At 49.9% G+C, this 21,353-nt stretch carries 21 protein-coding genes and 1 riboswitch; of the genes, 5 read left to right on the plus strand and 16 right to left on the minus strand.

What is annotated here, in order from left to right; translation table 11 throughout:
- Nucleotides 1-148 precede the first annotated feature (148 nt).
- Nucleotides 149-2,458 (plus strand): helix-turn-helix domain-containing protein, encoded by a 2,310-nt coding sequence (locus ACTJKB_RS18775; protein ID WP_440835925.1) that lies wholly within the window; start codon nucleotides 149-151, stop codon nucleotides 2,456-2,458.
- 179 nt (nucleotides 2,459-2,637) lie between these two features.
- Here ACTJKB_RS18775 and ACTJKB_RS18780 read toward each other — a convergent pair whose 3' ends face one another.
- On the minus strand, nucleotides 2,638-2,904 hold the full coding sequence (locus tag ACTJKB_RS18780; protein WP_440835926.1) for a hypothetical protein: 267 nt from the start codon (nucleotides 2,902-2,904) through the stop codon (nucleotides 2,638-2,640).
- 182 nt (nucleotides 2,905-3,086) lie between these two features.
- On the opposite strand from ACTJKB_RS18780, the gene ACTJKB_RS18785 reads away from it, so the two are divergent.
- The gene (locus tag ACTJKB_RS18785) at nucleotides 3,087-3,323 is read left to right on the plus strand and encodes a hypothetical protein (protein ID WP_440835927.1); all 237 of its coding nucleotides are present in this window, start codon (nucleotides 3,087-3,089) and stop codon (nucleotides 3,321-3,323) included.
- A gap of 483 nt (nucleotides 3,324-3,806) precedes the next feature.
- On the opposite strand, the gene ACTJKB_RS18790 is transcribed toward ACTJKB_RS18785, so the two are convergent.
- The 3 genes from ACTJKB_RS18790 to ACTJKB_RS18800 all read right to left on the minus strand — a co-directional run bounded on the left by ACTJKB_RS18790 (nucleotide 3,807) and on the right by ACTJKB_RS18800 (nucleotide 5,658).
- A complete protein-coding gene (locus ACTJKB_RS18790; protein ID WP_440835928.1) occupies nucleotides 3,807-4,304 on the minus strand; it encodes a DUF6933 domain-containing protein in 498 nt (165 codons plus the stop codon).
- Between the two features lie 45 nt (nucleotides 4,305-4,349).
- On the minus strand, nucleotides 4,350-4,685 hold the full coding sequence (locus tag ACTJKB_RS18795) for a GNAT family N-acetyltransferase (RefSeq protein WP_440835929.1): 336 nt from the start codon (nucleotides 4,683-4,685) through the stop codon (nucleotides 4,350-4,352).
- Between the two features lie 613 nt (nucleotides 4,686-5,298).
- A complete protein-coding gene (locus tag ACTJKB_RS18800; RefSeq protein WP_440835930.1) occupies nucleotides 5,299-5,658 on the minus strand; it encodes a HesB/IscA family protein in 360 nt (119 codons plus the stop codon).
- Between the two features lie 339 nt (nucleotides 5,659-5,997).
- Between ACTJKB_RS18800 and mqnE the strand changes: the two genes are divergently transcribed.
- Together mqnE and ACTJKB_RS18810 are read left to right on the plus strand one after the other, a co-directional pair.
- Nucleotides 5,998-7,104, plus strand: coding sequence for an aminofutalosine synthase MqnE (gene mqnE / locus ACTJKB_RS18805; protein ID WP_440835931.1), 1,107 nt, complete (start codon nucleotides 5,998-6,000; stop codon nucleotides 7,102-7,104).
- Nucleotides 7,105-7,175: 71 nt separating this feature from the next.
- Nucleotides 7,176-8,237 carry an NAD(P)/FAD-dependent oxidoreductase gene (locus tag ACTJKB_RS18810; protein ID WP_440835932.1) on the plus strand — a complete coding sequence of 354 codons (1,062 nt, stop codon included), beginning with the start codon at nucleotides 7,176-7,178 and terminating at the stop codon, nucleotides 8,235-8,237.
- Nucleotides 8,238-8,248: 11 nt separating this feature from the next.
- Here the strand turns inward: ACTJKB_RS18810 and ACTJKB_RS18815 are convergent, their stop codons facing one another.
- Nucleotides 8,249-8,503, minus strand: coding sequence for a YuzB family protein (locus ACTJKB_RS18815; protein ID WP_074083836.1), 255 nt, complete (start codon nucleotides 8,501-8,503; stop codon nucleotides 8,249-8,251).
- An 82-nt stretch (nucleotides 8,504-8,585) separates the two neighbouring features.
- Here ACTJKB_RS18815 and ACTJKB_RS18820 point away from each other — a divergent pair, with 82 nt between their 5' ends.
- Nucleotides 8,586-8,834, plus strand: coding sequence for a NifU family protein (locus ACTJKB_RS18820; RefSeq protein WP_379159126.1), 249 nt, complete (start codon nucleotides 8,586-8,588; stop codon nucleotides 8,832-8,834).
- A gap of 214 nt (nucleotides 8,835-9,048) precedes the next feature.
- On the opposite strand, the gene ACTJKB_RS18825 is transcribed toward ACTJKB_RS18820, so the two are convergent.
- From ACTJKB_RS18825 to ACTJKB_RS18875, 11 genes are all read right to left on the minus strand, one after another.
- The gene (locus ACTJKB_RS18825) at nucleotides 9,049-9,927 is read right to left on the minus strand and encodes a MetQ/NlpA family ABC transporter substrate-binding protein (protein ID WP_440835933.1); all 879 of its coding nucleotides are present in this window, start codon (nucleotides 9,925-9,927) and stop codon (nucleotides 9,049-9,051) included.
- Nucleotides 9,928-9,986: 59 nt separating this feature from the next.
- Entirely contained in the window at nucleotides 9,987-10,655 is a 669-nt protein-coding gene (locus tag ACTJKB_RS18830) for a methionine ABC transporter permease (protein ID WP_074110136.1), read from the minus strand.
- The gene (locus ACTJKB_RS18835) at nucleotides 10,655-11,671 is read right to left on the minus strand and encodes a methionine ABC transporter ATP-binding protein (RefSeq protein ID WP_440835934.1); all 1,017 of its coding nucleotides are present in this window, start codon (nucleotides 11,669-11,671) and stop codon (nucleotides 10,655-10,657) included. Before ACTJKB_RS18835 ends, ACTJKB_RS18830 begins: the two co-directional genes overlap by 1 nt.
- 98 nt (nucleotides 11,672-11,769) lie before the next feature.
- Nucleotides 11,770-11,912: riboswitch (SAM riboswitch) on the minus strand.
- A 75-nt stretch (nucleotides 11,913-11,987) separates the two neighbouring features.
- Nucleotides 11,988-12,749: a Cthe_2314 family HEPN domain-containing protein gene (locus ACTJKB_RS18840; RefSeq protein ID WP_440835935.1), complete on the minus strand. Its 762-nt coding sequence runs from the start codon at nucleotides 12,747-12,749 to the stop codon at nucleotides 11,988-11,990.
- A 12-nt stretch (nucleotides 12,750-12,761) separates the two neighbouring features.
- Nucleotides 12,762-14,531: a UbiD family decarboxylase gene (locus ACTJKB_RS18845; protein ID WP_440835936.1), complete on the minus strand. Its 1,770-nt coding sequence runs from the start codon at nucleotides 14,529-14,531 to the stop codon at nucleotides 12,762-12,764.
- A 55-nt stretch (nucleotides 14,532-14,586) separates the two neighbouring features.
- Nucleotides 14,587-15,513 (minus strand): COX15/CtaA family protein, encoded by a 927-nt coding sequence (locus ACTJKB_RS18850; protein ID WP_440836007.1) that lies wholly within the window; start codon nucleotides 15,511-15,513, stop codon nucleotides 14,587-14,589.
- A 221-nt stretch (nucleotides 15,514-15,734) separates the two neighbouring features.
- Nucleotides 15,735-16,079, minus strand: a complete 345-nt coding sequence (locus ACTJKB_RS18855; RefSeq protein WP_440835937.1) for a thioredoxin family protein — start codon at nucleotides 16,077-16,079, stop codon at nucleotides 15,735-15,737.
- Nucleotides 16,080-16,196: 117 nt separating this feature from the next.
- The gene (locus ACTJKB_RS18860; RefSeq protein ID WP_440835938.1) at nucleotides 16,197-17,825 is read right to left on the minus strand and encodes a putative polysaccharide biosynthesis protein; all 1,629 of its coding nucleotides are present in this window, start codon (nucleotides 17,823-17,825) and stop codon (nucleotides 16,197-16,199) included.
- Nucleotides 17,826-17,852: 27 nt separating this feature from the next.
- Nucleotides 17,853-18,338, minus strand: a complete 486-nt coding sequence (locus tag ACTJKB_RS18865; RefSeq protein ID WP_074108062.1) for a DUF456 domain-containing protein — start codon at nucleotides 18,336-18,338, stop codon at nucleotides 17,853-17,855.
- A gap of 34 nt (nucleotides 18,339-18,372) precedes the next feature.
- Nucleotides 18,373-19,119 (minus strand): Cof-type HAD-IIB family hydrolase, encoded by a 747-nt coding sequence (locus ACTJKB_RS18870; protein WP_440835939.1) that lies wholly within the window; start codon nucleotides 19,117-19,119, stop codon nucleotides 18,373-18,375.
- Between the two features lie 89 nt (nucleotides 19,120-19,208).
- Nucleotides 19,209-21,332 carry a peptidoglycan D,D-transpeptidase FtsI family protein gene (locus ACTJKB_RS18875; protein WP_440835940.1) on the minus strand — a complete coding sequence of 708 codons (2,124 nt, stop codon included), beginning with the start codon at nucleotides 21,330-21,332 and terminating at the stop codon, nucleotides 19,209-19,211.
- Between the last annotated feature and the right edge of the window lie 21 nt (nucleotides 21,333-21,353).

The following is a 21,353-nucleotide window of genomic DNA, read 5'->3' on the forward strand; positions in this document are numbered from 1 at the left end:
TGCAGAACCTACAATGAACTCTCATTTACCGCTGTGCAGGGACTATTTGTAGAAAACGCTATGTCGTAATGGAAAGTGGAACCCGACTGATTCGCCATTCTGTCATATAATGTAGGTACCATCTGCCGGTTAAGGGAGCGATAGCAAGTTGAAGAGAACAATAGCAGCCAAGGTACAGCTCATTTACATCACTCTATTCGTCCTGATTATCCTCACAACCGTAGCCATCAGCTATGTAAGTTCGATCCGCCAGCTGGAGAACCAGGTGATAGGCTCCAATCAGAATGTGCTGCGACAGATCAGCAAGCGGGTAGACAGCGCCCTGCAGGAGATCGATTTGACAACCATCAATCTTTTGCGGAACAATGAGAGCCGCTCCTTTTTTGAGAGCTCTGCTTCAGATGCCCCTCAGCATCTGATGGGTCTGTCCATGCTGCAGGATCAGCTCGGGAATATCCTGGGAGCCAATTTCAATATGAAGGCTGTGTTTCTGTATTCCACATTCAGCGGCAAGCTGATCTCCGCTTCGGATTATTATGATCTGAATTCAGCGGCCGGGATGGGCTGGATCAAGTCTTTTGCCGGCAGCGCCAAGGTCAATAAATGGACAGCTTCTCCACCGGATGCCCATAGCAGCGACTTTCTGCTTGTCCGCAATTACCCGTTTACGGCAGGGCCGAAGGACAGAAGCGGTGTTATGGTCACACAGATTAACGAAAAGAGTATCTCGAAGATGTTCAGCGACCTGCAATTTAGCGACAGCTACAACGTATTTCTGGTCGATCAGAACGGGAATATACTATCTCATAAGGATTCCAAGCTGATTCATCAGAGTATTCTTGATCAGAGCTACAGCTCCCATGTCCTTTCCAAGGAGGGCCACGGATATGTGACCGAGACAACGGCTCACGGCAAAAATCTTATATTCTACGACAATTCCGCCTATACCGGCTGGAAGCTAATCTATGTCGTGTCCCAACATCAGCTTAGCACTCTCTCGCTTACTGTCCGATATATTCTGATCGGCATGGCCTGTCTGATGCTGGTTGTCGCTACTCTGACGACCTGCTTCGTCAACCACCGCTGGTTTGCCCCCATGGAATATTTTATCGCCAGACTAGAGGAAATCACAAAGCGCACTCCCCTTGGCTTGGAGAACAGGAGAACTTCCCCATCCCTTTCCTATAATGAGCTTCATAGCAAAATAGAGCAGGTATTCACCGGCTACTCCAATGCCGAGAAAAAGCTTCACGAGAGTATCCCTGCCTTGAAACTGCAGATTTTGTTCGATATTCTGACAGGCAACCGGACGAAATTCGAATTCGCGGAGCCGATGCTGAATCATGTAGGTATTGAGCTGTATCCCGAGCATTATATCGTTCTGACCATGGAATATGACAATAAGGCTATGCTGGAAAAAGTGGGGGATATGAATCTTTACCTCTATGCACTGTGCAATGTTGCCGAAGAAATGATCCGCTCCCGTCAGGGAGGGATTAAAGGGGCGGCCGTTCAGATGAATGACTTTCAGGCCGTAATGATTCTGAGCTTCAAAAATAGCGGAAGTACGGAGAATACCGCTGCGGCCAAAGCCCTGGGAGAGCATTTCATGGCCTATATTGAGGGACAGTTCAGGCGGACCCTCTCTATTGGCATGGGAGGGCATTATGATCATTTTTCTGATATCCGTAAGTCTTATCTCGAGTCGGTGGCACTGGTCTCCTGCAAAATTCTGATGGGGCCAAGTGCACTGATTACCTCAGGCGATGTAGGATCCTGGGACAGCGGCAGATTGCTTGAGGTATTCGAATCCATAGATGATCTTATAGAAACGGTCAAGCAGGTCAATGCGGAGAAAACCGGAGCTGTGCTGGAGGAGCTGTTCAAACGTGCGGCCCGTTGCAACCTGTCCAAGGAGATGATGGTCCAGCTCTGCCTGCAGGTCATCCTGAAAGCCCTGAGGACTGCAGCCGATCCTGCCCTGAACGAACAATTCCAAGCAGAACATGAGACAGTCCTTATCCGCCTTCAGCGGTGCGAGACGCTGTACGAACTGCGGGCCGTCCTTGGCTCCCTGATGGATGAACTAATTCAGTCCATGAACGAAAAGAGAAATACTAAGAAAAAGAGCAGCGAGTTGATTGAGAGTGTTCTCTCTTATATCACGGAGCATTATAATGAAAGCGATATTTCTGTTAATTATCTGGCGGACAGATTCAACATCAGCCCCAATTATTTCAGCAAGCTTTTTAAGGAGTATACGTTCAGTAATTTTGTAGATTATCTAATTGAAGTCCGCATGAAATCCGCCCGACAGCTGTTGCTGGAAACCCCCATGAAGCTGAACGATATTGCTCAGCAGGTCGGCTACACCAACTTTTCAAGCTTCCTGCGCAATTTCAAGAAATATTATGGCATGACACCCACAGAATATAGACAGATGCATTCGAAGTTATGATTATTAACTTGAGCCTTCTTCGCCTCTACTTTGCCGGCGCGCTCAGCCTCTTCCTTGGTCCGGTGATGGCTGAGATCCTCTTTGCCGCCGCATAGTTATCCCAACCACCGTCTTCCCCCGGAGTGGATAGACATTATGCTTTCGCTTATCTCCGTGGGGAAGACACCTTTTATGGAACGCTAGAAGCTGCGGCTGTCCTGGATATGGATATAGTTGATACCCTGAGGGGTCAATTTGGAGCCGCTTGTGTCCGCAACACGGACCGCTTTTTTACCTTTTCCGCTAAGGGAGAAGCTGATATTACTGGCCAGATTGTTCTCCTTAATCTGTTCCAGCGCGCTATGATACCCCCCTATTGTTATCCCTTCCAGGTTCTCCAGCACCGGTTCTTTGCCCTCTTCAATTGTCTTGAGAATTTGATAGATCAATGACTTGCTTCCGTCCATCTTCGTTCGCCTCCTGCATCTCTATTGTGAGCGTTTACAACATTCCAGCTGCCGACACAATGTGATTCCATTTGTATATCTATCACTTATTCGACAGTGAGCGTATATTACCTCTTATTGGGAAATTCTATGCAGCTGGGACTTACAAACCTGAGAAGGGGGAACAGGAGTAACGGAGGAGGATGACGGAACTGGAGGAGCACAAACATCTGTCTGTAAGCTATACGAAGAAAAGCTCGCTGCCTCAAGCATACGTAGTCTACGAATTTCTACCGCTAATTGCGGTATTCATCAAGGCAGCTGTAGATAAGATGGCAACGGACCCTGTAGCTCTTATTTTCCCAAAAAATGTCGTTTTGCTAAAGTTGCGGACTCCAGTGCTGCTATTTACTGACATTCATCCGAGAAGTGCTCAATGAGAGACAATAAGCGCAATACGGTCCGTTACCCCGGCGAAATGAGCCTGACAAGGAGAATAAGAGCAGTGTGGTCCGTAGTGATTATCTGTGAAATGCAGATACTTATACGTTCTGCCGGTAAGAAGGCGCACCAATCGGAGAGTTGCACGTGCTGCCATCTACGGCGATTCCACACCTTGAAATACCAGGAGTCATCGGAATCCATGAACAGCGCGACATTGGCGAATCCCTCCGGATCGCCGCACGGTTAAGCGGAGTTGCAAGCGCCATCCCGCTTCCAGCTTGGCCCCGTTGTCATTGGGGGAATGTTGTTGACCCGTAAGGCCAGCGGCGAAAGCCCGGAAGCAAGCACTTTGGTACATGCTGCCGACGGCTCCTTTGCTGGCCGCGTACGCAGAGTGACCGGGTATTCCCGCCTTGGCCAGCACTGAGTTGGCCAGAATAACCGGTGCACCGGCCTCATATGAGTCCTCCGCCTTCATATTAGTGCAAACCTAATGCCTCTTTCATCAATCGTTCGGGGAAGCTGCTTAGTTTAACCAATGGACACCGATTGTTTTTTTGGTTAAGCGCTATTATATTCATTTCGTGAGGAGGGTAATCTAAAATTAAGAATTCTGTCATCTTCACCATGTCTGTCATTGAACCCAGAACACTTCGACTATAGGTTTTGGTGAACTTGATGGCATCGGCTTTACTTACATACTCTATTACTTTTGATTCAGGGACTTCATCGGCTCGCAAGTTTTCAATCAGGGACTGAATGAATAGCTGATTAATATTTTTATAGTGTTCCTTCTTCATTCCAAATAAAATAAAGTTATACCGTGTCTGATTATTCATAAAAATCACGTTATTCTTCCTAGCCATCCGGAACACATTAGCATGCCACTTATAGAATTCAGCCTCTTCTTCATTGTCCTGTTCCTCTACCAAAGCGCTAAGCTCAAAAAGCTTCTTCGTCAAAGCTATGGTGATCATGTTGGTTCTCCCTTCCTTGTCCTAATTGGTAACTGTTTAGTGTATTCATAATTTTTTGGACAGCACGATATATTCTTGTCTTGTGTAGTCATTTTTCGTATAGGTTGCGATGGCTGCCTCATTGTTGGCGCCGGTTATTAATTTAACTTCCTTGACTCCCCGGGCCCGAAGTGCCGCTTCCAGAAAAGAAAGTAATGATGTGGCGCACCCGCTTCTTCGCGCATTCTCACTCACATACATTTCAGTAATTTCTCCATACAACTGCCGATAACATACTGATTTGAAATACTGGCCGCATGCAAAACCTATCGGTGTATCTCCGCGTATGCTCAGCGCGAACAGTTCATTTGACGAAACCAGTGTTTCCTTTATGGCATGCATGTCCATTAGAACTCCGTTAAACTCAAGTTAAGCTTTGCCAGACTTTCGGCATCCTCCGGGGTTGCCAGTCTCACCAGGATTGGATTATTCATACTTGTTCAAGAACAGAAAAACACCTTCGATTATCTTCCTGCCGGATTTCCACTTTAGATACTCGTTCCATTTAGTATACCAGCCCAGCTAAATACTGGAAATATCTCCGCCGGCACGCAGTGGAAGGTACAAAAAGCCCCCAGGTACATGCACCTGAAGGCTTCGATATTGTTAACATTATATAAACCGATAAAGTAATAACACACTAACCTTTAGGTGGAATCTCTCCACTTAATAAGCGGGAATGTGTTGTGCAACAGCAATTAGTGGGATTTTCTCCACCTAATTCAGAGGAATTCAGCAGATATCGCCTAATTGGGCTATTTTAGATGGACTTTTTCCACCTAATGATGCTCCAGTTGTCAAAAGTCTCGGATTAGTGGGAGTAATTCCCCTTAATCCAATCCAAATGTCCATTTTCACCGCTGCAATCCGCAGCACCAAACGTCTGTTCGCGAGTGGCTGACGCATCGGCTGCCGTACAGATCAGCGTATGCTAAACCACTTCACATCACGCCTTTTAACACGGCTCAGCCGCAGGGTTACCCGCCTCTTCCTTCGTACGGAAGGACGAGCCGCAGCCGCACGTAGCGGTGGCGTTCGGGTTGTTGATGGTGAAGCCGCCGGTCATGCCGGATTCCTCGAAGTCGATCTCGAGGCCATTCAGGTAACGGATATCGTCTTTGCTCACAACAACCTTCATACCCTGAACATCCAGGTATACGTCCTGATCGCTCTCGTTGTCGTCGAAGCCCATGGCGTAGGAGAAGCCGCTGCAGCCGCCTTCAGTAACACCAAGACGAAGGAACATATTCGGAATTTCCTGTTCAGCCAGCATAGTCTTGAGTTGTCCTGCAGCTGATTCACTGATTGTAATCATGGTCTCTAACCTCCCGAATAAATATTCTGTATTCAATGGCCGATCCGGCCAAAAGTAATTTTTTATATAAAATTAAGTATACTCCACTATCCCTCTGCTCTCAAGTCCAAACTGAACCTGCCGTTTATATCTGCAGCCTGACTATCCCATCTCTGCTCAGCGGTTGCCCGCTCCCCTGTGAGAGGTTTATAATAGGTAAAGCAATATGCGTAAAATTCGGAAAATTGTCACGCAGGCAGCTGACATCGCAGCTTTTTGTAATGGACGGCCACTCCCTAGTTTGTTTTGGGAATTATTCTGCGATGCATTTGCCTCGCCATAACCTTCAGGAGGAATCATATGTCTACTCTTATAACACCCCACACAGACGCCAGAATGGCGAACATCATTGAGAAGGTTCGCGGCGGAGAAAGATTAAATTTGGAAGATGGCGTTTATTTATATGAAAGTAATGATTTACTCACCATCGGCCAGTTGGCAAATGAAGTCAATCAGCGCAAGAACGGAAACAAGGTATATTTTATCGAAAACATGAGCCTATATTTCACCAATGTCTGCGAAGCACACTGCGCATTCTGCAATTTCCGCAAGGATGACGGTGAAGATGGCGCCTATACCCTTTACGGTCAGGAAATGGTGCAATATGTCGAACAGCATATCCACCCCGGGGTGCGCGAGTTCCATATTGTCGGTGGCCATAATGATAAGGTGCCTTTTCAATATTATGTGGATTCGCTTAAGGCCTTGAATGAATCGTTCCCGCAGGTGACTCTGAAGGCCTACACAGCGGCGGAGATCGATTTTTTCACCCGAATCAGCGGACTCAGTATCCGTGAGGTGCTGGAGGAGCTGCGCGCAGCCGGACTTCAGTCGCTTACAGGCGGTGGAGCAGAAATTCTCTCTGATCAATACCGCAAAAAAATGCGGGTCAACAAAGCTAATGTAGAGGAATACCTGGAGGTTCACCGGACGGCACATCAGCTCGGCATGAAGACACATACCACGATGCTGTACGGATCGATCGAGTCTCATGAGGACCGCGTGCGGCATATGCTGCAAATCCGCGATCTTCAGGATGAAACGAACGGTTTCATGGTGTTCATTCCCCTGTCGATGCAGCCCAAGAACAAGAACGCCGGAATCATGCGTCGTAACTCGGCCTACGAGGACCTCAAAACGATTGCGATCAGCCGTCTAATGCTGGACAATTTCGACCATATTAAGGCTTATTTCATCAATATCGGGGCACAGCTTACTCAGGTTGCACTGAGCTTCGGCGCTTCGGACGTGCACGGCACGATTCTGAAGGAACGGATCAGCCACGCGGCTGGGGCCTTGACTCCAGAGGGACTGACCCGCGAAGAGCTGATCTGGCTGGTGAAGGGCGCTGGTAAGATTCCGGTAGAACGGGATACCTTCTACAACGAGATTAAGGTATACGAATAACTGCAAGCCGGAATTCATCCGATAACTGCTGCAATGGCCATTACTTGAGCCATATTCGAAAGGAAGATGTCATGAGAACATTACTCGTCTTGGGCGGCGGCTACGGCGGCCTTGCCCTCATTCAAGAATTACTCGACAACCATCTCCCCCATGATGTGGAAATTGTTTTGATTGACCGGATGCCTTACCAGGGGATCAAGACGGAATACTACGCACTGGCTGCGGGCACCGTCACGGATTACCATCTGCGCATCCAGTTCCCGGTTCACCCCCGTCTTACGGTTCGTTACGGAGAAGTGGGCTCCATTGATCTGGAGAGCCGCGTGGTATTTCTGAAGACAGGGGAACCGTTTTCTTATGACATTTTGGCCATTGCACTCGGCTGTACGGATAATTATCATCATATTCCAGGAGCAGAACAGCATACCTGCAGCATCCAGAGCTTCTCCGGGACACGTGAAACCTACCGCCGTCTGAATGATGTGAAGCCATACGGAACCGTTAACATTGTAGGTGGCGGACTTAGCGGAGTGGAGATTGCTGCAGAGCTGAGGGAGAGCCGTCCGGATCTGAACATCGCCATTCTGGACCGGGGAGAACGTGTACTGTCCTCCTTTCCAGCGAAGCTGTCGCAGTATGTAGAGGAATGGTTCAGTGAGCACCACGTGGAGACCCTGGGCCAAATTTCTGTATCCCACGTCGAAAAGGATGCCATCTTCAATGGCACCCAGGCCATACCCGGAGATGTGACCGTATGGACCGCAGGCATCCAGCCGGTGCAGGTCGTGCAGGAGCTAGAGATGCCGAAGGACCGGGGCGGACGGATTATTGTGGGTCAATATTATAATGTGGCTGATTATCCGGAGGTTTATGTGATTGGGGACTGTGCAAGTCTTCCCTTTGCGCCCAGCGCACAGGCGGCAGGAGCACAAGGCGAACAGGTGGCCCAGATTATTCAAGCTTTATGGCGCGATGAAACACCGAAGCTTCACGCAATCAAGCTGAAAGGCACCCTTGGCTCTCTGGGCAAAAATGCCGGCTTTGGCCTGATGGGCCGCCGCTCTGTGATGGGACGGGTTCCCCGCCTGCTGAAAAGCGGTGTGCTCTGGATGTCCAAGCGGCATTTCGGCTAAAAAAAACAGGACTAGTCAATTTCAAGATTGTCCCAGGCTTCCTGTTCCTTAATGGCTGCCTCAATGGCTTCTTCAAGCGCTTCAGGAGTTTCTGCTTCAATAATTTCACCGTCAAGCATGGCAAAGGGCTGCAGATAGCATTGCCCGCAATTGTTCAGACAGCCATATTCGATGACATCATATTCGGGATTCAGTTCCAGCTTGCGCTTCAGCGGTTCTGTGCCATGACCGATATTGCTGGCACAAAATTCAATAAGTGGTCTCATGATGTTCTCCTTATTCTGTGTGAACCATTTTATTTTTTAACTTTTTGTACTATAATAAGCATACGAAAGGAGTGATTGAGAAATGAGTGAGAATGTACAAAGCGCCACCATGTATGATGAAGTACTGGAAGTGCTCGATAAACTTCGTCCGTTCCTGCAGCGCGATGGCGGTGACGTCGAACTGATCGATGTCGAAGACGGCATTGTGAAGTTGAAACTTATGGGTGCCTGCGGCAGTTGCCCAAGCTCCACGATCACGCTTAAAGCCGGGATCGAACGCGCCCTCCTTGAAGAAGTAGAAGGCGTGGAAGAAGTTGTTCAAGTATTCTAATCCCGTATCATAACGATCCCGGCCTTCCGATGAAGAAGGCCGGGATTTTTTTTATTATAGTGGATTTCACATGGGGTATCAACTTTTAGGGTACTGGACAGGTACGGTATCGGAGCAGCGGCGCTATTAGTAAAGACCAGAGGCTGCCCGAACAGCCACTTATGGCTACCCTGCAATCTCTGGTCTGAATTTCACCTCTCCAGTTAAATCCCTCTTAGAACGCAGGGATGATCGAACCTTGGTATTCCTTTTCAATAAAGGCTTTGGCTTCCGGGGAAGTCAGTGCTGCAGCCAGCTTCTGAATGGCATCAGAGTCCTTGTTGTCAGGACGGGCTACCAGCAGGTTGGCATAAGGAGAATCTGCTCCTTCGATAAACAATGCGTCTTTGGTTGGAACAAGGCCTGCCTCCAGCGCATAGTTGGTGTTGATCAGGGCCAGATCTACTTCATCCAGCTGGCGGGGCAGCATAGCGGCTTCCAATTCCACGATTTTCAGGTTCTTTTTATTCTCGGTGATATCTGCTGTGGTGGAAGCGATATTGGTGTCGTCCTTCAAAGTGATCAGGCCATTTTTGGCCAGCAGGATCAGTGCGCGTCCACCGTTGGTGGCATCGTTCGGAATGGCTACCTTTGCGCCGTCAGCCAGTTCGTCGATCGATTTGATTTTTTTGGAGTAGGCACCAAAGGGTTCAACGTGAACTGCCGTAACGGATACCAGATCCGTTCCGTTCTTTTGGTTCTGGTCATCCAGGTAAGGCTTGTGCTGGAAGAAGTTTGCGTCGAGTTCTTTCTCGGCCAGCTGGGTATTCGGCAGGATATAATCTGTAAATTCTTTGATTTCCAGCTTGATGCCTTGCTTTTCAAGAAGCGGGGCAATTGCCTTCAGAATTTCTGCATGCGGTTTAGGGGATGCGCCAATCACCAGTGTTACTGGTTCAGCAGCAGGCTCAGTTGACGGCTCTGCGGATACATCTGCAGCCGGGGCGTTCGTAGCAGCAGAGTTCGCTGCATTATTGGTATTATTGTTGTTGCCGCAGGCTGCCAGCACCAAAACCAAGGTCAAGCTGAAGAATGTGAGCAGTACTTTTTTCATCTGTAAATCCCCCTCTATTGTGTATGTGTGTATGAATAAGGCTTGTATATGGAAGTACCTTATTTCCGGGTAAAATGTTGAACCAGCCGGTCACCGGCCATTTGCAGTAGCTGCACGAGAATCACCATCAGTGCTACCGAGATAATCATGACTTCCTTCTCATAGCGGTAATAGCCGTAACGGATAGCCAGGTCACCCAGACCTCCGCCGCCGATCATCCCCGACATCGCTGTGTATGAAACTAATGTAACGATGGTAATGGTCACTCCGGCCAGCAAACCTGGACGGGCTTCCGGCAAAAGTACGCGCCAGACGATTTGACCGGTAGTGGCTCCCATCCCTTGCGCCGCTTCGATCACGCCCCGGTCCACCTCGCGTAGAGCCGTTTCCACCAGTCGGGCGAAAAACGGAGCTGCGCCGATCACCAGCGCCGGAATCGTTCCGAGTACACCTATCGAAGTTCCCATGATGCTTTTGCTCAAAGGAATCAAGGCGACCATCAAGATAATGAAAGGCACCGAACGCAGGATATTCACCACAAAGGATAATACCGAGTAAACCAACCTGATAAAGTAGTTATTCGATCTTCCCCATAAATATAACACAATTCCGAGTGGTAAACCAAGAATAATTGTAAAAATTCCGGAATACGCCAACATTCGTAGTGTCGCTATGCCCGCATCCAGCATTTCTTCCCAGTTAATTTCGTTAAAGTTCAAATTGCCCATTAGCCGAACACCTCCACATCAAGACCTTGCGCTGTCAGTTCGGCAAGAGTTGCCTCAACAGCTTCCAAGTTGCCTTCAAAGCGCACCAGGAGCTGGCCGTAAGGCACATCCTTGATCGTTGAAATTGTTCCCTGAAGAATGGCAAAGTCCACACCGGTTTTCCGGACCACATGGGAGAGCGTGGATTCATATGTCTTTTGTCCAAGGAATGTGATTTTGACGGATGTGCTGTGCTGTCCATGTACTGCATCCAGCGCTACACGAAGCGGACCCTCATGCTGGTGTTCACTGCGGATAAAGTCCCTCGTCACTTCATGCTGCGGCTTCAGGAATACCCTGGCTACCTCACCTTGCTCGACTATTCCCCCGCCATGTATCACTGCAACCCGGTCGCAAATACTCTGAATGACATGCATTTCATGGGTAATCAGCACGATGGTCAGATGAAACTTCCGGTTGATGTCCAGCAGTAGCCGCAGGATCGAATCGGTCGTCTGCGGGTCCAGTGCCGAGGTAGCTTCATCGCAGAGCAGCACATCGGGGTCGCTGGCCAGAGCCCTCGCGACACCAACCCGCTGCTTTTGCCCTCCTGATAGCTGGGCCGGGTATTTACGGCTGTGTTCTTCAAGACCTACAAGCGCCAGCAGATCCAGAACCTTCTTTTCAATCTGTGCCTTTGGTGTCCCCGACAGCCGCAGCGGAAATGCAATGTTATCGTACACCGTTGCGGAAGACAGCAGATTAAAATGCTGAAAGATCATGCCGATCTTTCGCCGCCGCTCCTGGAGCTGTCCTTGACTAAGTGAGGTCAATTCCACTCCGTCCACCCATACTTCGCCTTCCGTCGGGCGCTCCAGCAGGTTGATGCAACGGATCAATGTACTTTTACCGGCACCGGAGTGGCCGATGACTCCAAAAATCTCCCCTTTTTGAATCGACAGGTTCAGTCCAGAGAGCGCCGTTGCAGCTTTGCTGCCTTTTCCGTATACCTTGGTCAAACCTTTCAGCTCTATCAAACCATTTGTCCTCCCCAAGTAACCCATATGAAAACCAAAAAGACCTCTTACGATCGATTGCAGATCGCAAGAGGCCCTGTGATTGTATTAACCATGCCTTCTCATCTGCCAACGACCGCAAACCACGCGGCATTGTAGGAATTAGCACCATGACATTTGAAGAGAGCGACGATTATCGCTTCACCTACAAATCGGTTGCCGGGCTTCATCGGGCCTATCCCTCCGCCGCTCTCGATAAGAGTTTATTATGAAATTAGTTCCCGCAACATGTAAGCTGCTAATGTAAGCTCAAGTATAGTAAGTTTAAGTTTTTTTGTCAAAGGGAACTTTTTACTGAAGAAGAAGGCCCAGGCTTTAGATTTGCGGCGATTTTGCTCTTATGCCACTGCTCATTGCTGTATCTGAATGCTGCTGCCAAGGTCTTACATACCATTTCAAGGCTCTGCTTCAAATCCTCCAGATGGCTGTCCAGATCCTCCAGATGAATTCTGTCATGAAGTCCCTGATGCCTCTGCCACAGATCATCCTGCATTTCAGCATTCATGTAATGGATCTCGGCGTTGCGGCGCTTGCGCAGATTCTCTAGCGGCTCCCGGTAGGAATTTTTAATCCCCTCCAGTTCATCAGCGAGTTCTCCATGCTGCTTAAGTAACTGAAACTGGCGGAGCACCGTAAAATAGGAGAAATGGGCTTTGACCTTGCTGGTATTCAGATCATACAGACTGTTGAGCACCGTACCCAGCTTGTCCAGCAGTGAAAACACACGAATGAAGCCATCTTTATAAAAATAAACATATCTCGCATATTCGCCCTGCTCCATAGGGGACATATCATCCATGTAGCCCGCTACAACGGATTTGCGGAAAAAGGCAGCCGCGAACCAGCTTTGCTCCAGCTCATCCAGCGAAGAGATTAGGCCGCGCGTCCAGATTTCAAGTTTGCGGTATTCGTGGTTACGGTCTTCATGCAGGTTCATGTCCTTGCGCAGCATGGATGCGAGCCTGGCCATATTGTCCATGGCTTCAGCCAGCACACCGCTGTTCTCGCGGGGCGGCTCTCCGAGTAATATCCGCAGCATCCTGTATCCTCCTCAGTGTGGGAAATAGCTTTTCCAGTTGCGGTCAACCCGCTGAACAATATCCTCGCGCGGAATCAGCTCCTCCGGATAATCCCGTTTCATTCTGGCATCAATCACAAGGGGCAGCTTATAGCCGATATGATGGCGTTTGATCTCACATTCGGCGTATATATCACTGGCCGGATCGAACCTTGTGAACACTGTCCACAGAAAAGAAGTTTGAGTACGTACTGTATCGGCGGCGTTATCCACCACAATCACGAGCGGCCAGGCCGTTTCCTGGGCTCGCAGGACAGCGACTAGCCGGGACGCAAGTTCAGGATCTTCCTCATAGGATGCACCGGAAACGGCTAAACATCCCCGGCAGTAAGGAATTGCCTGTGTGACACCTGAAATTGGTCCTTCCGTGTATGCATAAGGAAGCTCACGCACTGGACTTCCCACTCCTACCATTATAGCCTTACTGCTATTGTTCAATGGATTCACCGGATGCCCTTGCTCGTCCTGGGAGACATTGCCGTATACCATAAGGTCTGAGGCGGGATTGAAGCGCTCCAGAACGTTCTCCAGCAGTCCCGGGAAATCGGTCAGCTCGACCGGTTCATCAGTCAGCAGCAGGAATTTGGTCAGGGACAGCTGGCCTTCTCCCAGAATTCGGTAGGCTGATGCCATCGCTTCGTTAGGGTAGCTCTCTCTCACGACAGCAGACACCAGGGAATGCGGACCGCATTCCGAGTACTCCCACAGTGCTTTGACAGACGGCATTAGCAGCGGATATACCGGGGCCAGCAGCCGCTGTATATACTCCCTGAGGTAGTATTCTTCCTGGCGTGGCTTGCCGACGATAGTTGCCGGATAGATGGCATCCTTCCGGTGCCAAATCCGTTGAACATGCATGACCGGGAAATCGCGGGGTTTGGAGTAATAACCATAGCGGTCACCGAATGGCCCGTCCGTATGACGCTCCTGCGGCGTGACCAGTCCGCGAATAGCAAATTCCGCTTCAGCGGGAATCCGGTGCCCGCCCATCGGGTCCTTGACCATCTGCAGCTTTCCGCCCAGCACTAGAGAGGCTAGCATCAGTTCGGGTATCCGTTCCTGTACTGGAGCCGCTCCTGCGGCAATCAATGCCGGAGGCCCGCCTAAAAAAACGGATACCGGAAGGGTCTCTCCGAGCAGCTCCGCCTCCCGGTGATGGAAGCTGCCTCCTTTATGCTTTTGCCAATGCACTCCCACCTTGCTGTCATCATACATTTGAATCCGGTATATCCCAAGGTTATGGTCATTCGGCTGAGTGATGCTCTCCGTATAAACAATGGGCAGAAGGATCGATGGACCTCCTTCCTCCTGCCAGCTGGTGATGCGGGGCAGCTCCTTAAGCGGATCCGTACTGCGGCAGACGCCAAGCACCGGGGCTTCTCCCTGCGGAACATTCCGGGTTCCCACCTTAAGCAGGTCCAGGAGCAGCCGTTTTTCCTTCCATATCCCGGACGCTGTTGGCGGCAGCAGTGTTTCGGCCGCACTCGCCATCGTCTTCATCAGCTGCTCCGGACGTGTTCCGAATGCCTGATTGGCCCGGCGGACCGTTCCGAAGAGATTAGTCGCTACCGGAAACGGTGTTCCGATTACATTCGCAAAGAGCAAAGCCGGCCCTTCCTCTTGTACGACACGCCGATGTATCTCTGCAAGCTCCAAATAAGGATCCACCGGAGCATCAATCACGGCAATATCCTTATCCCGGCGGAGCTGTTCAATCCATTGACGCAAATTCCCGTATCCCACTATATTGTTCCTCCTCAAACAGGGCGTTATCCCGCAAAAGTTTGATGAGCGTAGACTATTTATTCGCTCTTTCCAGCTGCCATACGCGCACACTCATGTAGCACAGAACGCCGAAGAGTCCGGCAATCAGGAGAATATGCGCCAGTGCGGCAAAAATGTACAGCCGTTCATTATATAGGGTATGGACAACAGCAGCACCGCTGAATACCTGAAGCAGACATAGAACAACCGCAGTAGCACCAAGTGCCCTCAGCTCAGGCAGTGCTTTATGTTTCCAGAAGGCTAAATGTCCCAGACACGCGATCAGGATAAACAACAATGCAGCAGCAACCCTATGCGTGAACACAATGCCCACACCGCCAGACAATTCCGGTACCCATTCCCCGTTACAGAGCGGCCACCCGGAGCAGCCTCCCTGGGAATCTGTGTGGCTGACATAGGCCCCAATATAAACCACTATATAAGAATATAACGCAGCGGCCCATGTTAAGTTGCGGAAGCCTTTGCTGACACACGGTCCAGAAGAAGGAGGATTATCCCCCAGCACATGCCGCCTTTTCGACCCGAGCGCAAGCATCAGCGAGCTGGCGAATGCAATCAGGGAGAAACCCATATGCAGCGCCATCACCGCAGCCGACTGCGATTTAATCACCGCAAGCGCTCCCATTCCTCCCTGCACCACCACAAATAAAAGCGTAAGCAGCGCATACACCAGCAAATCTTTCCGTTTACGCGCATAACGCCAAAAGGCCAGCATCGACACAAGGGACATCAGGCCAGCCAGCCCGCTGAATAAACGATGGGTGTATTCGATCAGAGAACCTAGCGTATAGGCAGGAATCAGCTTTCCGTGACAGAGTGGCCATTCATTGCCGCATTCCAGTCCAGAACCGGTTTTGGTAACTACAGCACCACCGAGAAGCGCCAAAAACATGATTAGACAAGTGATGTAGCTGAGCCATTTCAATTGATTCATCGTCAATGAGATCACCCGCAATTTTATAGGAATGATTGGGATAAGTGCCTGTTGAACAGCTATGTAGCGATTAAATCAAGTGGAAACGGCTTCGCCGTCTTTTTAAGGGACGGAATCCGTTTCAGCGAGAAATAGAAGGATGATTTATAGCGTGAAACCTATAAATCCTTATATTTTTAGAAAAAACACCGCTTCTGCTCGGGTAGGGCGAAAGCGGTGCATCGTTATTACTTGTGTATGGTCAGATAAACTTCAAGCGCCCTGTCCAGAAAGCTCTCAATCTCTTCACGGGACTTACGCAACTTGTTGACAAACCTCACTAGCTCGCGTCCATCCGTATAAGCAACAAAGCTGGGGATCCCGAGAATATTTTGTTCCTGGCTAACATCGCCTACAGCGTCAACATCCACTTCAACCAGCGTGAGGCGATCGTTATATTTCTGTTCCAATTCGGGCATGAACGGGTCAATGAACTTGCAGTCCGAGCACCAATCGGCTTTGAAGACAGCTACGGTCAGACGGGGCGATTGAATCGACACCTGAAATTCCGCAGGGGAAGTAATTTTATCCATGAACTGAACAGTCCCTTCTTAAGTTAAGAGTAAGCGTCTGTTATGTGTTCTTTAAGTGAAGCAAATTGTACGGAATAAGTCAAATAAAAAAGACAGGATAAGACAATTATCATAGAATTATTGTTCAGAACGGATACGTTCGGGCTGCAGCCTCATGAGCGGACCCAGCACCTTCTGCAGTGGCCGCGGATAACCGGCGATCTCCTGACGGCTCAGCACCCCCAGAACAATCAGCAGCACCAGATAGACGACCACTACAGCTACACCTACAACGAGACAGGTAATCAGGAAAGCCACCCGGTCAGGCATCATATGGGTTAGAATCAGTCCTGCTTCATTCAGTCCGTAACCGATCCCGCCGGAGGCCAACACAGCAACCGCGAAACCGCCCCAGCGTCGGCCAAGGATCTCGAAAGGAATGATGGTTCTCAGCATTCTCAGGTTAAGCAGCGTTATCACAATGAAGCACAGAGCCGTTGCTGCAATAATGCCGTAAATGCCAAAAAAACGGCTGAGAATAAAGTTCGAGCCAAACTTGACAAGCAGGCCGGCCAGCACATAGTACATGGAGATCCGCGCTTTTCCCATTCCGAGCAAAATGGAGTTGGTCGTCATCATTGTAATCTGGAAAATCGTCCCCAGTGTCAGCATAGCCACAATGCCGCTGCCGTCCAGACTACTGAACAGCAATCCATTTACAGAATAAGCAGCTACAACGAGCGAGAGGACAATCGGTGTTCCTGTCAGAATCGAAATCCGCAGCGCCAGCGTCACCTGCCGCTTCAGATGCACTTCGTCGCGTCTTGCATAGGCGGCGGAAATGATTGGAATCAGCGAGGTGCTAAGCGCAATCGACAGTACCGGTGGAATTCCGGCCACACTCTGTGCACGGCTTCCATAGATCCCCAAGGCTTGAGTAGCCTCCTTCAACCCGATTTGTCCGCTGAGCAGCGGAACGATGAGGGAGGTATCAATAAAGTTCACTACCGGAACGGTAACGGAAGAGAGCACAATCGGTATGGACAGCTTGAAAATATCCTTGTAAATCTTCAGCAGCGGAATCCGGGCTTCGCTTGAATCATACAAAGCCTTTTGCTCCTCGCTGCGGCGGAGTTTCCTTGCATAATACAGCATCACGCCAAAAGCTCCGATGCTGCCGAGCACACTGCCGAAGGAAGCGCCCGCTGCCATCCATGTATTGCTGTAGCCCTGGCGCAGCAGAATAAACGCAAGCAGGATTGCCGTCGATACCCGGGCTATCTGCTCAATAATCTGCGAGATGCCCCCGGCCATCATATTGTTGCGTCCCTGGAAATACCCGCGCATCATCGCGATCATCGGAAAGAGCAGCAGCGCCGGTGCAATCGCCCGGATCGCGAGTGTACTCTCGGGAACCTTGGTGTACTCCGCATAATACGGAGCCGCTATGTACAGGATTGTGCTCATCAGCACACCGACAACTGCGGCAAAAATAAGCGCCGCACGGTATACCTGCTGCGCCTCATGCGGCCGGTTCAACGCATAACGCTCAGACACCATTTTACTGAGTGTACTTGGAATGCCGGCTGTTGCCAGCGGCAATAGCATCAGGTACACATTATTCGCCTGCGTAAATGATGCATTCCCAATATCATTGAATAAGTGCTCCAGCGGCACCCGCTGGGCCAGACCCAGCACGCGGGCCACAAGCGCAGCCGCGGCCAGAATAAGCGTGCCTTTGACAAATGACTCTTTCTTGGTGGACAAACTGTTTCGCCTTCTTCGCTGTTAAAATTAATACCGGCCAATCCAGATAAAGAAGAGGACGACCATGGCAATTTGAAGCACAATTTTGACTACTGTGCTGCTGAACAGGCCAAGCAATGAACCGAAGCTGACCTTCACGGCCTTGCCCGGATTTGAACCGGCAATCAGTTCACCGGCAAATGCGCCGACAAACGGACCGATCAGCAGGCCAAACGCCGGAATGAGGAACGGGCCCAGGATGAGGCCGATCGTGCTGCCGATGACCGAGGCGCGGGAGCCGCCGAATTTTTTGACACCCCAGGCCCCGACTACATAATCCGCTACAAACAGCACAACCACGATCAGCGTTTGAATAATCCAGAATCCCGCACCAAACGGGTCGAAGGAAAAGAACCAGCCATATACGAAAAAGGCCAGATAAATCGCCAGCGCGCCAGGCAATATCGGATACACCGCTCCGGCCAGGCCTACGGCAAATAAAGCAATAATTAAAACCCACCCCAGAATCGCCAATTCCTTCAACTCCTACAAATTGTGATTCAAATCATTATTCCCCCGAAAAAATATACTTCTCAATCACTTCTGCAATCCCATCGTTGTTGTTCGTGGCGACTACGGCGTCCGCCTCCTGTTTCACTACTTCTTGCGCATTGCCCATCGCTACACCAAATCCGGACTGCTGAATGGCGGCCAGATCGTTCAGACTATCTCCTACTGCAACCACCTGAGACATCTCTATACCCAGAAGCTTGCAGACCTCCCGAATGCCGGAAGCCTTGTTCACACCAAGCGGATTAATCTCCAGATTATGCGGTGTGGAATTCGTGATTTCGAGGCCGCCCAAATCCTGAAGCTGCATCAGCAGCTTGTGGCGGATCTCGTCGTCTTCCGTAGAATAACCGAACTTGAGCCATTCCCGGCCTTCAATATTTCCATCCCAAGTGTCGCGGTTGTAGACCTCGTCCACAGAGTACGCCCAGAACCAGATTCCGTGTTCTTCGGCGATTTCATGCATTCTTTTGACCAGCATCATGTCCATCAGGGAACGGCGGTACAGCTCATGAGGCGCACGCCACACTTCACTGCCGTTCACCATAATCATTGGAGTTTTAAGCCCAAGCTGCTCTGCGTAAGGCATCGCACTGCGTGACGAACGTCCGGTGGACAAGCAGACATGAACGCCTGCATCCATCGCTTTTTTAATCCATTCCACCGTTTTTGGGGTAATCTGTTGTTCATCATTCAGCAGGGTTCCATCCATATCCAATGCCAGCAGGCGGTATTTGGCAATCATTTGCCACCCCTCCATTCTTGTATGCTCTCTCGTGTCAGAGTAGCTGTGTATTTTTGTAGCTCACCATTCCGTCGTTCCAGTCCATAATATCAGTTGTTTGTTGCCGGAGTATTTTCGCCCGACGTATTCGGAACGCCACCGCCCGTCTTATCTTCAGTTTTCAAGCTTTTCTTAGGCACGCCATCAAGGCCATATTCCCAATCATAAGCATCGAAAATTTTGCGGGCGACCGGTGCGGCACTGTTGGAGCCAAATCCGCCTTCAGGAATGACCACAGCTACAGCCAGCTTGGGCTTATCCCGCGGAGCAAAGGCAATGAAGACGCCGTTATCGCGCAGTTCACCTTTGGCCTGCTGCTGGGATGTCCCTGTCTTGCGGGCAAAGTCATACGGGAAATCATTAAATGCAGTCACCTCACTGCTCATCCCTTTTTTGATTTCTCTCCAAAAGGAATCGTCAAACGTGGTAACTTTATCCAGCTCCTCTCGGCCAAAGGTCTTGACAACCTTGCCGTTTGAATCCGTGATTTTGCTAACCAGCTGCGGTTTGATCCGGATTCCTTCATTGGCAAGGGTGGAAGCATACTGTGCAAGCTGCAGCGTAGTGTAGCTTCCCTGCTGTCCGAAGGACGCATAGACCAGTGCCGCCTGGGCACTCCCCGCCGCCTTGGTATCCGTATAGTTGATTTGTCCCAGAAACTCTCTAGGAAGGCCGCTTTGTGTGGATACGCCGAGGCCAAATTCTTTCATATATTTGTCCCAAACCTCAATGCCCTTGGTTCCACCATACTTATCCCACATCTTCTTGCCGACCATATCGACCATGAATACGTTAGAGGATTTCGTGATCGCTTTGGCCGGGTCCATGGGACCGTATACGTGGCCGGAAGCGTTCCTAACTTTGGTTTCATGCCCTTCCTTACCGAAAGAGGTACTGCCTGTATCGGTGTAGGTAGAGCTGGTACTGAAAAATCCTTCATTCAGGCCTATGAGTACGCTTAGCGGCTTAATTGTTGAACCCATCAGCAGTACCGAACGGAGTCCATTTCCTGAAACGCCCGAAGAAATCGGATTGATGGTTCCGTTCTGATAATTATCGATGATGCGGTTCCAGACATCGGTAGGCAATGATCCCGAAGTCCATACATTTGTATCATAGTCGGGCATGCTAGCCATAGCGACAATATTACCAGTATCCACTTCCATGGCTACCGCATAACCGGTGATCGCATTAGGATGTGTTTTCCCCTGCACGGCATGGGAATGCAGCCAGCTAATCTGCTCGGTAATGGCTTCTTGGGTCTTCATCTGAATATTCTTGTTAATGGTGGACCACAGGTCATTCCCCTTCACTGGCGGAACGACCTTTTCGACCTTTTCGGCCATGTTCTGCGGATTGACCGAGATCACCTGGTAGCCGTTCTTCCCGCGCAGCTCTCTTTGATACTGCAGCTCCAGACCATCGAATCCGACAAATTCATCATCCTTGTAGGTCAGACCCGGATCGGCATCCATCTGTTTCATCGCATTTTGAATATTTTTGTAAATATCCAGGCTGCTTGAGGACTTGAAAGGCTTGATATAGCCGATAGTCTGTACCGCGACCGTATCCTTATCATAGTGGCGGTTGCTTTCCTCGACTACTTCCAGGCCCGGATATTCCGCTTTATGCTCCATGAAATAAGCTACCTCCTCGGAGGTAAGGCCCGCCTTGATCCGTCGTGCCATGAAGCCGGAATATTTCTTGAAATTCAGATCCAAGGAATTGATAACATCGTTAACCGTCAGCTTTTCCCCTTTTGGGTCGCCATACTTATTAAAAGACTCCACCAGCTTGTTAGCCAGCGCATAGGCATTGGCCCGAGCCTCCGGGGTGAATGAAGTAATCTTTGTTTCCTTGTCCGTAGATTTAGCTGTATATTCTTTCGTTAGCGTGATATAAAGCGACTGGACAGAAGTGGAATAAGCAAGTTCCTCTCCACCGGCGGCACGGATCGATCCCCTTATGGCTGCGAGCGGCACATTTTTGGTATCACGACTGGTCTCCACCTCCGTTAAGGTAGGGCCTTCCACGAATTGAACAACGGCAAGACGGATAATAATGACACAGAAAATAACAAACGTGCTGAAGAAAAACACGTTGAGCCGCAGGCCAAGCGAGCTCTTGCTGTTCTTCTCGTCCTGGGGAGAGGCCTGCTTACGGAAAACACTCACAGTTTTTCACTCCTCTACATC

Origin of the sequence: Paenibacillus sp. 22594 (assembly GCF_052044425.1) — a bacterium.
GTDB lineage: Bacteria > Bacillota > Bacilli > Paenibacillales > Paenibacillaceae > Paenibacillus_AQ.

Excerpts from the sequence above, each read along its gene's own strand:
- ACTJKB_RS18780 (WP_440835926.1), bottom strand. The coding sequence starts at position 2,904 with ATGGACGGAAGCAAGTCATTGATCTATCAAATTCTCAAGACAATTGAA.
- ACTJKB_RS18785 (WP_440835927.1), top strand. The coding sequence starts at position 3,087 with ATGACGGAACTGGAGGAGCACAAACATCTGTCTGTAAGCTATACGAAG.
- ACTJKB_RS18790 (WP_440835928.1), bottom strand. The coding sequence starts at position 4,304 with ATGATCACCATAGCTTTGACGAAGAAGCTTTTTGAGCTTAGCGCTTTG.
- ACTJKB_RS18795 (WP_440835929.1), bottom strand. The coding sequence starts at position 4,685 with ATGCATGCCATAAAGGAAACACTGGTTTCGTCAAATGAACTGTTCGCG.
- ACTJKB_RS18800 (WP_440835930.1), bottom strand. The coding sequence starts at position 5,658 with ATGATTACAATCAGTGAATCAGCTGCAGGACAACTCAAGACTATGCTG.
- mqnE (WP_440835931.1), top strand. The coding sequence starts at position 5,998 with ATGTCTACTCTTATAACACCCCACACAGACGCCAGAATGGCGAACATC.
- ACTJKB_RS18810 (WP_440835932.1), top strand. The coding sequence starts at position 7,176 with ATGAGAACATTACTCGTCTTGGGCGGCGGCTACGGCGGCCTTGCCCTC.
- ACTJKB_RS18815 (WP_074083836.1), bottom strand. The coding sequence starts at position 8,503 with ATGAGACCACTTATTGAATTTTGTGCCAGCAATATCGGTCATGGCACA.
- ACTJKB_RS18820 (WP_379159126.1), top strand. The coding sequence starts at position 8,586 with ATGAGTGAGAATGTACAAAGCGCCACCATGTATGATGAAGTACTGGAA.
- ACTJKB_RS18825 (WP_440835933.1), bottom strand. The coding sequence starts at position 9,927 with ATGAAAAAAGTACTGCTCACATTCTTCAGCTTGACCTTGGTTTTGGTG.
- ACTJKB_RS18830 (WP_074110136.1), bottom strand. The coding sequence starts at position 10,655 with ATGGGCAATTTGAACTTTAACGAAATTAACTGGGAAGAAATGCTGGAT.
- ACTJKB_RS18840 (WP_440835935.1), bottom strand. The coding sequence starts at position 12,749 with ATGCTGCGGATATTACTCGGAGAGCCGCCCCGCGAGAACAGCGGTGTG.
- ACTJKB_RS18855 (WP_440835937.1), bottom strand. The coding sequence starts at position 16,079 with ATGGATAAAATTACTTCCCCTGCGGAATTTCAGGTGTCGATTCAATCG.
- ACTJKB_RS18870 (WP_440835939.1), bottom strand. The coding sequence starts at position 19,119 with ATGATTGCCAAATACCGCCTGCTGGCATTGGATATGGATGGAACCCTG.